The 12,962-nt window shown below is 48.9% G+C and carries 9 protein-coding genes and 1 pseudogene; 2 read left to right on the forward strand and 8 right to left on the reverse strand.

From position 1 onward, the window contains the following. Window positions 1-113: 113 nt before the first annotated feature. Entirely contained in the window at window positions 114-2,096 is a 1,983-nt protein-coding gene (locus tag NDA03_RS01960; protein WP_348237135.1) for an alpha-amylase family glycosyl hydrolase, read from the forward strand. 47 nt (window positions 2,097-2,143) lie between these two features. Here the strand turns inward: NDA03_RS01960 and NDA03_RS01965 are convergent, their stop codons facing one another. From NDA03_RS01965 to NDA03_RS01975, 3 genes and pseudogenes are all read right to left on the reverse strand, one after another. After that, on the reverse strand, window positions 2,144-2,743 hold the full coding sequence (locus tag NDA03_RS01965; RefSeq protein WP_348237136.1) for a metalloregulator ArsR/SmtB family transcription factor: 600 nt from the start codon (window positions 2,741-2,743) through the stop codon (window positions 2,144-2,146). A gap of 74 nt (window positions 2,744-2,817) precedes the next feature. Then, window positions 2,818-3,657, reverse strand: coding sequence for a M20/M25/M40 family metallo-hydrolase (locus NDA03_RS01970; RefSeq protein ID WP_348237137.1), 840 nt, complete (start codon window positions 3,655-3,657; stop codon window positions 2,818-2,820). 33 nt (window positions 3,658-3,690) lie between these two features. After that, window positions 3,691-3,831, reverse strand: a pseudogene (locus NDA03_RS01975) (DUF4351 domain-containing protein); the annotation flags it as partial. 153 nt (window positions 3,832-3,984) lie between these two features. On the opposite strand from NDA03_RS01975, the gene NDA03_RS01980 reads away from it, so the two are divergent. Next, entirely contained in the window at window positions 3,985-4,926 is a 942-nt protein-coding gene (locus NDA03_RS01980; protein WP_348237138.1) for a DUF5996 family protein, read from the forward strand. A gap of 273 nt (window positions 4,927-5,199) precedes the next feature. On the opposite strand, the gene NDA03_RS01985 is transcribed toward NDA03_RS01980, so the two are convergent. From NDA03_RS01985 to NDA03_RS02005, 5 genes are all read right to left on the reverse strand, one after another. Beyond that, entirely contained in the window at window positions 5,200-7,491 is a 2,292-nt protein-coding gene (locus tag NDA03_RS01985; RefSeq protein WP_348237139.1) for a nitrate reductase, read from the reverse strand. Window positions 7,492-7,600: 109 nt separating this feature from the next. Beyond that, complete coding sequence (locus tag NDA03_RS01990; protein WP_348237140.1) at window positions 7,601-8,446, reverse strand: nitrate ABC transporter ATP-binding protein; 846 nt, start codon at window positions 8,444-8,446, stop codon at window positions 7,601-7,603. A gap of 45 nt (window positions 8,447-8,491) precedes the next feature. Continuing rightward, window positions 8,492-10,495, reverse strand: coding sequence for a nitrate ABC transporter ATP-binding protein (locus NDA03_RS01995; RefSeq protein ID WP_348237141.1), 2,004 nt, complete (start codon window positions 10,493-10,495; stop codon window positions 8,492-8,494). 166 nt (window positions 10,496-10,661) lie between these two features. Further along, window positions 10,662-11,504 carry a nitrate ABC transporter permease gene (ntrB, locus tag NDA03_RS02000; RefSeq protein ID WP_190440140.1) on the reverse strand — a complete coding sequence of 281 codons (843 nt, stop codon included), beginning with the start codon at window positions 11,502-11,504 and terminating at the stop codon, window positions 10,662-10,664. Window positions 11,505-11,594: 90 nt separating this feature from the next. Continuing rightward, window positions 11,595-12,929, reverse strand: coding sequence for a CmpA/NrtA family ABC transporter substrate-binding protein (locus NDA03_RS02005; protein WP_190440138.1), 1,335 nt, complete (start codon window positions 12,927-12,929; stop codon window positions 11,595-11,597). Window positions 12,930-12,962 lie beyond the last annotated feature (33 nt).

Consider the following 12,962-nt stretch of genomic DNA (forward strand, 5'->3'; position numbering starts at 1 on the left):
TCAAGTAACTATCTCTTTCTTCCAGTCTTGGGATTCACCTTTTATCTGGAATAGCAGTCTGTTCTCGTGTGTAAAAGCTCGTAGCTAACCTTCGTATTCAAGGGGTTTCTGTAATGCTTCCTGATTTATTGCATCGCAAACAGACACATTTCGTTTTGTGGCGTCCAGGAGATATTCAACCCCCTCCAACGCTTTACATCGGCGACTTCGCTGGAGATAATCCAAGCTCATTTGAAAATTTTCAAGAATTAGACTTAATCCAATCAACAGATTTTCCAGAACTTTGGGAAATACCAGCGGAAAACTGCAATTTAACAGACGGAGAGGTTTATTTTTACTGGTTTAAAGTCCGCGACACTGACGCCTACACCAACACCCATCGAATTCTCTACTGCACCGATCCTACCGCTTACACGGTGGATCGGCGTTTCTCTGCACCGAAAATCCTTTCAGAAGAGGGAATGTCCGACCTAGATCCAGCTAGCGTCATCCTCTACCGAGATAAAATGCTGGTTCCGTGCGATCCGAAGGGGCAAACAGCGGACTGGGAAGGAGATACGATAGAAAACCTACAACCGAATAATCGGCTAGTGATTTACGAGTTGCCCACTCGCTGGACTCGAATTCGTTCAACTGGAGGAATTCAAGAAGGAAACGGGACTTTTCGAGACGTAGTTTCTCTATTTGTGGAAGAAGCGATCGCACCTACTTTTTCCTCAGTCCGCGCCTTACAAAACCGCGCTCATCTGGTGGAATTAGGTGTCAATGCTTTGGAACTTTTACCGCCATCTGATAGCAATCAAACAGATAATTGGGGCTATGGTACGGCTAATTATTTTGCAGCCGATTATGACTTAGGTCGCCCGGACGGTCAAGAAGCACCCACGGCTTCCACCGATTTAATCAATCTCATCAAAGTTTGTCATCAACACGGCGTGCGCTTTTTTGTTGATGCGGTAATGGCTTTTTCTTACAACAATCCTTACCGCAACGTTAATTATCTAGAATTTTATATCAAGTTTAATAGTGGCGATCCAGAACAAGGAAATCGGGACGGATTTGGCGGTGATTTGTTTAAGTACAACTATTGGGTAGAAGGGTATCATCCGCTTGCAGGTACGCGATCGCGTTTCGTTCCTGCCCGCGAATATATGAAAGCCTACATCGCCCACTGGATGGATTACTATCGGGTAGATGGTTTGCGCCTCGATAGCGTCAACAATATCGGCAATTATGACTTTTTACAGGAATTCAAAGATTATGCGCGATCGCTTTGGCAGGAACGGGAAGGAAGCGGCGATAAATTTCTCGTAGTCGGTGAAGAATTAAGCGTACCTCTCGCTTTAATTTCACAGAATCGTCTCGATGGGTTGTGGAACGAAAAGTTTAAGCATATTATCCGTAGCGTCATTCTAGGACAAAATTCGTCTGATGAGCCTAGCTTTGAATGGAGCGTCCGCAAACTCATTGACTGTCGTAATTTAGGGTTTGCAGATGGTTCTCAAGCAGTTAATTATCTGACTTCCCATGATGTAGGAGGCTTTGGCAACGAACGCTTCTACAGCTACCTAAATAATAATCAAGTTTTTGATACAGAAAAGCGCATCAAGCTAGCATTTGTTTGTTTGCTCACTGCTGTCGGGATTCCGATGATTTTGGCAGGAGATGAATTCGCCGATCAAAATGACTTGCCAACTTCAGATGACCATAAAAAACAGGTTGATCCGGTCAACTACAGCCGTCTGACGGATGATTGGCGACAGCGTATTTTCAATTATGTTTGTAGATTAGTGAAGTTTCGGACTACTTCTGATGCTTTAGCCGTAAATGACACTCATTTTATCCATTCTGACTTCAATGAAGGCAAGCGAGTTATCGTTTGGCAGCGAGGCAAAGACGATCGATTAGTGATTGTGGTGGCGAATTTCTCTGAGTACGGGACTCCTCCAGGTTCTGAGTATAAAATACCTAATTGGCCTGCAACTCCGGCAGGTAAACAGTGGAAAGAGATCGCGCAAGATCGTATGGTTCCTGCTGAATGGGTAGGCAGAGAAGGCATCTTCCCGTGGGAAGCGAAGGTTTACGCGCTAGTTTAAACTTATTCACCCTCAGAGGTAGAGACACGGCAGTGTCGTGTCCCTACTTACTCAATACTGGTCTCTAAACGCCAATACACACCATTTTCCGGCTGCATCAGTTTAGAAGCTATCAACTCTCGTCGCAGAGTGGCGGAGTCAGGATGGTGGCGCTTGATGATTTCATTCACCTGAAGTTCTGGGTAATTAATCCCGATTTCAAATTGGTTTGCCAACCACTTGAGAATCACTTGGCGTTTTTTACGACTGGCAGGAATTTCTTTCAAACGAAGGACGCGATCGCATCCCGCTTCGCTAACGTCCTCAAAAAAGTTTTTTAATACCTTGCTCTCCCATGCTTCCCCTTCTACATCTTCGACGAGAGAAGCCATGTTATCTGGGGTGAAAATCTCTTTGCTAAAGTTTTGCAGCGCCTCGCTATTGAGTCGATACAAGTGAGTATTGCCGTCAGGGCGCATATTCACCAAATTTAGTTCTTTCAGTTTACCCAAATGATGGGAGACAGTCGGCTCCTTCAGTTTCACAATCGCGGCTAATTCCTCGACGCTGCATTCCCGATTCGCCAGAATCCCCAAAATCTTCAATCGGCTTTCGTCAGCGAGAACCTTGAAGAAGCGTAGCAGGGTTTGAAATTCCGCTTTTTCCATCGTCTTACTTCTAATTAGATAAATATCTAATTAGAAACTTATCAAATTAGTTTTGCGCTATGCAAGCCAATCTTTTACAGACGGCTAATGCCAGAAGCCAAACCGCGACAGACGCCGGTCAGAAAGTCTAAATCCAGGGTTTCTATGGTGTCGCTCGGCTGATGGTAGTGTGGATTCCGCATAAATGCCGTATCTGTCACCATCATTGCTTTATAACCCAGATCCCAGAAGGGCGAATGATCGCTCAGTCGCGTTGAGCGGACGATTAAACCTTTATTCGGCACCGGCAACCATTCGCTTGGAACTCCAACTTTACGAATGTTGCGGCTAAGGTGAATTAGATCGGGAATGCTCGGCAAATTGCCAATCAAAGCAATGTAATCACCCCGATTCGGGTAAAAGCGTTCTAATCCGGCCGGATAGCGTTGCGAACCAGGGGCGGAGTTGCAATATCCCAGCATTTCTAAGGAAAGCATCAAGCGAAGCGATTGTCCTTGTTGCTTCAAATCAGCTGCATATTGCTGACTTCCCAACATTCCGTATTCTTCCATGTCAAAAGCAACCAATCGCACTGGGTATTTTGCGGGTTCTGCTGCGAAAATTCTCGCCAATTCTAATAGTGCGGCGACACCCGTGGCATTATCATCTGCACCTGGGGTTCCGGGTACAGCGTCATAATGTGCGCCAATGAGAATTGGTGGCTTTTGGTTATTCGTCGCCGCCGGTAGATTCAGAATGAGATTCTGATGGTTTTGACCGCGAATGTTGAACTCATGGGTTTCTACCGTTCCCCATTGTTGTAGTTGTTCGCGGATGTAGTGCTGGACGTAGAAATGCCCGGAACTGGCGAGATAGGGGTCGCGATCGCGTACTATCTGGGTGAGATGCGATCGCAAGTTTTCTTTTAAATCCAATTGTCTATTGCTCCTAAGTTTCTAACCAAGCGCTCAATCATTTACAGAGGAGAAGTCCAACAGCGCCTCGCCCAAATCTTCTTGCTGGGGAATGGATAATTGCTGAATTTTAGTTTGTAGTTCGGGAGCGATCGCGCCAAACCGACGGATAAGCTGATGCATAATCAATGCTACCCTTTCTCCTTGCTGTCACTTTTAGAGGATATTTTGATAAATTACCGATCCTTGCATCATCTCCTCTCTAAACAGTTGGGTAATCAAATCTTTTTCAAAGCCTGATACTGTTTATAGTATCTACCGCCAATCCTGAGCCTGGAGATTCATCTCATGACGACTTCCGCTCACCGCTCATCGAACGCTGTTTGGCTCCCTTTGTCACTCTCAGCTTGGCAAGATACCTATCAAACGCTGCATTTGTGGACACAAATTATTGGTAAAATCCGGTTAGCATTAGCTCCAAAAATTAACCATTGGTGGCACTCGACGCTGTATGTCACCACCCCTGGACTCACCACTGGTCCAATTCCTAACGGAACAAGCAGCTTTCAAATCACCTTTGATTTTCTCGCTCACCAACTCAAAATCGAGACAAGCGAAGGTACAACCAGAAGTATTGCACTTTCTCCTCGCTCGGTAGCTGATTTTTATCAGGAAGTGATGAACACCCTGAAGGATCTCGGTATCGAAGTGCAAATCTGGACAATGCCCCAAGAAATTGCCGATGCGATTCCCTTTGAGCAAGACCATCAACATCATGCTTACGATCCAGAATCTGCTCAACGCTTCTGGCAAATTCTGGTACAAGCCAATCGCATCATGACCGTATTTCGCTCCCACTATATCGGAAAGTGCAGTCCTGTCCATTTCTTCTGGGGCAGTTTCGACCTAGCTGTGACTCGCTTCTCTGGAAGAAGGGCACCCGAACATCCAGGGGGTGTACCTAACATGGCAGATTGGGTAACGCGAGAGGCTTATTCCCATGAAGTCAGCAGTTGTGGTTTTTGGTTTGGGGGTGGTTCAACAGAAGCCTTATTTTATGCCTACGCCTACCCAACACCAAGAGGATTCAAGGATTATCCAATTCAACCACAGTCTGCATTCTATAGCCCGGAGCTGCAAGAATTTGTCCTGCCCTATGAGGCGGTGCGACAAGCAGACGATCCAGATACAGCCGTGCTGCAATTCCTACAAAGCACTTATGAGGCAGGGGCAAATTTGGGAGATTGGGAGCGAGCTGCGTTGGAAGATACTCCAGTAGTGAGAAAATAAGGCGAGTCTGCGATCGCTTCTATTGGTATATGGGATGACGCTATCTGTGCTTTTTTCCGCGTCACTTCATAGAGAATTGGTATCACCAGGCGATCTAATTATTGACAAAAGAAGAAATCCAACCGCGCCTCGCCCCAATCTTCTCACTGGAGAGCAGACCGACGTGATTGATAAAAAAAGGGATACGGTAATGCCGTCCCCCTTTTTAAGCCTAAAAAAATTGAATTTCAAACGCCAGAATTGAGAATAAATTACCTCAGCTTAGGGGCAATTTTAAACAGACAAGGCGGAGGAAAAAGCCTTGGACTGAGTGGGGTGGAGTAGATACTCAGAGTCAACTTTTTCAGCAGTCAAGGGTACCAGTTGCACCGCACAAGCTTTCAGTTCCGGTTGCAGTGATTCGGGACAAGATTCGGCATGGGTGAGGGCGTTCGCTTCGGCACCATCTGCCCAAAGAGCGCCCCAGTGCATGGGGACAAAGGTAACACCGGGAGCGATCGCCTTGGTGACTCTGGCAGGGAATCGCGCCGTGCCTCGACGGGTTCGCACTTCCACCCAATCATTTTCCTGAATCTTCAGAGAAGCCGCGTCGCGGGGATGAATTTCAATGAATGGCTGCGGGTGCATCTGCCGAATTTTATCAATTCGTCCGGTACGGGTTTGGGTGTGCCAGTGTCCGTAAAGTCTGCCCGTCGTCAGAACGAAAGGATAATTAGGATCGGGCGGTTCTGCTAGTCCCCGCGAATGATAGGCACCAAAACGCGCCCGACCATCCGGCGTCGGAAAGCGAAAATCAGTGTAAAGCCGTTTTGAGTTTTGAGTTTTGTTAGCGTAGCGGTGCGTAGCACATTTTGAGTTTTGAGTTGAAGAGTTTAACGGAGAACTCAAACTTGGGGTATCAAAACTACGATCGGGACAGGGCCACTGAAGCGGACCTTCTTGCGCCAGTCGTTCGTGACTGAGACCGCTCATATCGCAAACGCGATCGCGTGTCAGCTTCACATATTCGGCATAGATGGAGGCTGGCGTCTCGTAAGGAAATTTTTCAGCAAAACCTAAGCGCCGTGCGACTTCTGTAAAGATTTGCCAATCGGGTTTGGCTTCTCCTGGGGGAGTGCGAAATGCCTGACACAGCGTGACCACTCGCTCGGAGTTAGTCATCGTGCCAGTTTTCTCGCTCCACTGCGCTGCCGGGAGCAAAACGTGAGCAAAATCGGCGGTTTCAGTGGGGTAGTAGGCGTCTTGATAGACCGTAAAAGGCGATCGCTGTAATGCAGCTTTCGCACGTTCCAAGTCAGGTAAACTGACAGCCGGGTTCGTAGCAGCAATCCAGAGAACACCCACATCTCCGGTTTCCAAACCCGTAATAATGTCCCACGCCGTGCGACCCGGATAGGGCGAAATTTGTCCGGCGGGGAGTTGCCAAAACGCTTCAAGTTCCGCTCGATGTTGGGGATTTTTGACCACTCGATATCCGGGCAGAATGTGGCAAAGTCCCCCGGTTTCCCTACCGCCCATCGCATTCGGTTGACCCGTCAGCGAAAACGGCCCCGCACCGGGTTTGCCAATCTGAGCGGTCATCAGGTGCAGATTCACGATCGTTCGCACCTTGGCAGTACCTTCAGAAGACTGATTCACGCCCATCGACCACAGAGACAGCACGCGCTTCGACTGTGCCCAGTATCGAGCTGCTGTTTCCAGGTCAGAGATGGAAATACCGCATCGTTCGGCGACGACTTCCGGTGGATAGTGCTGGATGACTTCTGCAAAAGCCGGAAAATTCGTCGTGCAGTCTTCAATGAAATAAGTATCAATCTCGCCCCAACGCATCAGCAGGTGAGCGATGCCATTGAGTAGATCCATATCGGTGCCTGAGCGAATCGCTAAGTGCAAATCTGCTGCCTCAGCGGTGTTCGTCCGGCGCGGATCGACCACAATCATTTTGACGTGGGAATTTTTTTTGTGGTGTTTCCGCAGGCGGTTAAAAACGATCGGGTGACAGTCGGCGGTGTTGCTGCCGATGATAAAAGCACAGTCGGTTAAGTCTAAATCTTCGTAGCAGCAAGGGGGGCCATCTGAACCAAAGCTTTGCATATAACCCGCAACGGCGGAGGACATACACAAGCGCGAGTTGGAATCAAAATTATTCGTGCCCAGGCACCCTTTGAGCAGTTTCTGAGCAACGTAGTAATCTTCAGTTTGCAGTTGCCCGGAGCCGTACATACACACGGCATCCGCTCCTTGAGTTGCCAGAACGTTTTGAATCTTGCTCGCGACGAGATCCAAGGCTTCCTCCCAGGTGGCACGGCGGAAAGGTTCATCCAGGGAGTCGCGGATCATCGGATGGAGAAGGCGGTCTTTGGAAAGAGACTCGGCAACGGTAGCACCTTTGACACACACCATCCCGCGACTGGAAGGGTGCGCGCGATCGCCCTGCACTTTCCAGATAGGATTCCCTTGGGCATCCCGATTCGTTGGCTTCCCGGCTTGCGCTGGAGGTGTCACCTCCAAGCCACAGCCGACGCCGCAGTAAGGGCAAAGGGTTTTTGTACTGTCAGTTGTCATTCGTCAGTCGTCCGTTGCTAATTGCTAATTGCTTATTGCTATTAGCCATACTTCCATTGGTGATTGGAGATTCTCTATTAACTAATGGCTAATTTCCAATCACCAATGACTAATCATCATCATGAGCAAATCGGTTGAACAGGAAGTCGAGGGCGTAGTTCCGCAGGTTGTAATATTCCGGGTCTTCCATAATCCGGGCGCGATTGCGGGGACGGGGGAAAGGAATCTTCAAAACTTCGCCAATGCTTGCCGATGGCCCGTTGGTCATCATCACCAGCCGATCTGCTAGGAAGAGTGCTTCGTCGATATCGTGGGTAATCATCAAGACCGTAACTTGATGTTCGCGCCAGATGGTCAGCAGTTCTTCTTGTAATTCTTCCTTGGTGATGGCATCCAAGGCTCCGAATGGCTCATCCAGAATTAATACTTTAGGACGAATCGAGAGGGCACGCGCGATCGCGACTCGCTGTTTCATCCCCCCAGACAGCTGAGACGGTTTTTTGTCAGCCGCTTCGGTCAGCCCTACCATTGCCAGATGCTCCCGGACGATGGTAACTTTTTCCGACCGGGGTTTACCGGGATAGACAGAATCCACTGCCAGGTAAACGTTCTCGAAGGCAGTCAGCCAGGGAAGCAGACAATAGTTCTGGAATACCATCATCCGGTCTGGACCGGGTTCGCGGATTTTCAGGGTTTCCAGCCGCACTTCACCGTCAGTGGGCTTGTTGAAACCTGACACCATGTTTAACAGAGTGGATTTGCCGCAACCAGAGTGCCCGATCAGGCAGATAAATTCGCCTTCATAGACGGTGAGGTTCACCCCATCCAGAACGGTATACGGCCCAGTGGCAGTGGGATAAACCTTAGAAACGTCTTCAATTACCAAAAACGGGTCGCGGTTGACGGTTTCTTGGGTGAGTTGGGTAACGACGCCAGTGTTGTTCAAGGTGTGCATGGGGAGGTTGAAGGTTTTTAATCGCGAATGGCTAATGAGTGATAACTACCGACTCACCACTAAGGGGTCGATGTTAATTTCTTCGATGCGAATGGGACGCTTAATTTCCAAGCTATTGAGGTACTTAATGGGATCGTCGGGATTGAAGATAGTCCCATCAAACATTTGCATAGGTGCGCGATCGCGTCCGATATCCATTAAGCCGAGTTGCCGCGCCGCTTCCCTAAATACATCAATGCGCCGCACTCGTTCTTGAATTTCTAGCCAGTTTTTGGGGAATGGAACAATTCCCCACCGTGCTAGCTGAGTCATCACCCACAGTCCTTCCTCCGGTTCTGGGAAGTTGGCTTTATCGACAAAGAACTGGTTATAACGCAATAGCTGTTCGGGTGCAGCACCCGTCCCGCGAACGTAGGGATCGATAAAGCCGGGACGGGTGTATTCTGGGGCGGAGCCGATGTATTCTGGCTGACACAGTAAGGTGACAATTTCTTCCCGATTGCGTCGGTCATCGCAGTATTCGCAAGCTTCCAAAAGCGCTTTGATTAAGGCGATATGAGTTTGCGGGTACTGATTTGCCCATTCTTCCTTGCATCCGAGTACCTTCTCCGGATGTCCCGCCCACAACTCCAGATCGGTGGCAATCACAAAACCAAGTTTTTCCTGAACGGCGCGAGAGTTCCAAGGTTCGCCGACACAGTAGCCATCAATACTGCCAGATTTCAGATTGGCGACCATCTGGGCGGGTGGAATCACCGTCAAGCTGACATCTCGATCGGGATCGATGCCACCACTTGCCAGCCAGTAGCGCAGCATCATGTTGTGCATAGAGGCAGGATGCACCACTCCTAGCGTATGGATTTTGTCGGGAGTTTGGGCGATCGCTTCCTTGAAATCTGCCAAGGTGCGAACGCCGCGATCGTATAAATCCTTACTTAAGGTAATCGCATTGCCATTGCGCGATAACGTCATCGCCGTACACACGGGTACTGGAGGCTTCCCACCACCACCCAAGGTCATTGACATTGGCATCCCGGCAACCATCTGAGCGGCATCCAGGCGTCCCGTTGCCACCCCTTGCGCGATCGCTTTCCAACTCGGTTCGCGATTCAGCGTCACATCTTCTAACCCGTGCTTGGCGAAGAAACCCTTCTCCTTTGCCACCACCAACGGGGCGCAGTCAGTTAGGGGAATAAAGCCAATTTCCAGATTGACTTTCTCCAATCCATTCCGGGCAACCACCGCAGGTTGCGTTGCCTTGCGCTGCTTGGCTTTTTTCTGCTGGTTGAGGAAGTAAATTATCTCATTTCGCAAGCCGTAGTAGCTGGGATGATTAACGACCTCCATCCGCTTGCGCGGGCGGGGGATGGGAACGTCCAGAATTTGTCCGATATGAGCATCTGGGCCGTTGGTCAGCATCACAATTCGGTCAGACAGTAGCAGCGCTTCGTCCACATCGTGCGTCACCATGATCGCGGTAACTTTGCTTTCCTGGCAGATTTGCATCAACTTTTCTTGCAAACCGCCTCGTGTCAGGGCATCCAGTGCCCCAAACGGTTCATCGAGTAGCAACAACTTAGGACGAAGGGCGAGGGCACGCGCGATCGCTACCCGCTGTCTCATTCCTCCCGATAGCTGACCGGGTCGTTTATCCGCAGCCTGCCGCAACCCCACCAAATCAATGTGATGCTCTACAATTCCCTTACGTTCACCCCTTGGCTTGTCCTGCAATACTTCATCTACCCCTAGAGCGATGTTTTCCCGCACGGTGAGCCAGGGAAGCAACGAATAATTTTGGAACACTACCATTCGGTCGGGTCCAGGCGAAGTCACCTGTCGCCCTTCTAAAATCACACCCCCACTCGTAGGTCTATCTAGACCAGCAACCATATTGAGTAGGGTAGATTTGCCGCATCCAGAGTGTCCAATTAAAGAAACAAATTCACCTTGTTTGATTTTCAGGTCAATATTCTTGAGTGCCACATAAGTACCGCCATTCGCAAGCGAGTACACCCGGTCAACATGGTCAATTTCTACAAAGACAGACATAAGAGAGGACTGAGGTAGGAGGACTGAGGACTGAGGACTGAGGTAGGAGGGTTGAAGATTTAGGGCTGAGGACTGAGGAATAAAAATTGAAGATGAGTTGAGCAAGTTAAGGTCAAAAAGTTGACTTATACTTCCTACTCAGTCCTCAAGTCCTCAGTCATTACTTCTACTTCTGTTCTTCTGGTACGACTTTAGAGGCAACGAAACCGACCAGCCTATCTAGCAGCAAACCAACAACACCGACATACACAAGTGCGAGAATAATTTGGCTCAGTAAAGAGTTGTTGTAAGCGTCCCAGATGAAGAAACCAATTCCCACGCCGCCGACTAGCATTTCAGCCGCAACAATTGCCAGCCAAGACAAACCAATACCAATTCTCAGTCCAGTAAAGATATAAGGAACCGCTGCGGGAAAGAGAATCTTAAAGAAATACTTCTGCTTAGAAAGCCGCAACACTCTGGCAACGTTTCGGTAATCTTGAGGAATTTGCTGTACTCCCACCGTGGTGTTAATAATAATGGGCCATATCGACGTGATAAAAATTACGAAAATAGCTGAGGGATTACTTTGTTGAAATGCTGCCAGAGAAATCGGTAGCCATGCCAGAGGGGGAATGGTACGCAGAACCTGAAAGAGGGGGTCTAAAGCGCGGTAAGTAAACTGATTGGTACCAATCAAAATCCCCAACCCAATCCCAACTAAGGTAGACAGAGAGAAGCCAATCGCTACCCGTTGTAAACTGGCGAAAATTTGCAACGCCAAGCCTTTATCCGTACCGCCATTATCAAAAAATGGATTGATAATATAGGGATTCCAAGTTTCTCTTAGTACTTGGATTGGCCCTGGCAACCCTTTAGAACCCGGAGGGCAGAGGATTTGCCAAAGGATCATAAAAGCTGCAAGTGCTAGCAGCGGTGGCACAATATGTTTAAGTTTCTTCTGAAAGAAGGTTCCGATTAATTTCTGGGGATTATTACTTGAAAGGCGATTCTCAGTTCTAGCGGTCATTCTCGCTCCTAATTGTTAATCATATTGATTCGTCATTGGCTAGCGAACAGCGAATAGCCGATTCCTCTTGAACTATTCGCTATTCGTGATTTATGCCTTCTTAATCTTGAGACTCTTCAAGTATTCCTCTGGCTTTTCGGGGTCAAATTTGACACCATCAAAGAATGTTTCAACACCGCGAGAACTGCTAGTCGGAATTTCTGAAGCAGGAACTCCTAGTGCTTTGGCTGCCTCTTTCCAGAGGTCTTCCCGGTTCACTTTGTCAACAAGTTCTTTAATGTTGGTGTCAGCAGGAATATTCCCCCAACGGATGTTTTCAGTTAGGAACCAGGTGTCGTGACTCTTGTAGGGATAAGAAGCGTTATCTGACCAGAACTTCATCAGTAGCGGACTATTTTGCACGACCGGGCGACCATCGCCGTAGTCAATGTTGCCTTTGGAGCGTTCGATAATATCTTTGGCTGGGACTTTAAACCATTTTGCTTGGGAGACAATTTGGCACATCTCTTCTTTGTTTTCTGCCTTGTCGCACCACTGCTGGGCTTCTTGGATTGCCATTAGCAGCGCTTTGGCAGAATTGGGATTTTTATCTACCCAATCAGCCCGCATCGCAAAAGCTTTTTCGGGATGGTCTTTCCACAGTTCTCCCGTTACCAAGGCGGTGTAACCCTGCCCTTGGTTCACCAGCTGGGCGTTCCACGGTTCGCCTACACAGAAGGCTTCCATGTTGCCCGTTTTCATATTCGCCACCATCTGAGGCGGTGGTACGGGGACTGTAGAAATATCCTTGTTTGGATCGATGCCGCCTGCGGCTAACCAGTAGCGCATCCAGAGGTCGTGGGTGCCACCAGGATAGGTAATGGCTGCCTTGAAGTCATTTTTGCCCCCAGCTTTGGTAAAGGCTTCTTTAAGTCCTTTGCTGTCTAAGCCGACTTTGGATTCTTTGTAAGTATTGGCAACAGAAATTGCTTGACCATTGGTATTCAACCGCGCCAGGATGTACATCGGCACTGGCTGCTTGTTCTTGGTTTGTCCCAAGCTCATAAAGTAAGGCATGGGGGATAAAATATGCGCCCCATCAATGCCACCGGCGTTACCGGCTGTGCCTAGCTCCAAGTTATCGCGGGTGACGGGCCAGGAAGCTTGCTTGACAACCTCAACCTCTGTCATGCCGTATTTGGCAAACAACCCTTTTTCCTGGGCTACAACTAGGGGCGCGGAATCCGTTAGAGCAATAAATCCTAGCTTGGCGGTGGTTGTTTCTACTTTCGGCGCGTTGGCTGCCGTGCTGGTGGCAACGGGGGAGGATTTTGAAGCGGACTTGGCGCTATCGGTCGGGCCGGAACTACAGCCATGAGCTAGCAAGCTTCCGGCTGTGGCTGCGCCTGCTGTAATGATAAATTGCCGTCTAGAAACTCTGCTCATATTTCTCTTGGAAGTGGTAACTCGGTGGTACGT

This window comes from Trichocoleus sp. Lan (assembly GCF_039961855.1).
GTDB lineage: Bacteria > Cyanobacteriota > Cyanobacteriia > Cyanobacteriales > FACHB-T130 > FACHB-T130.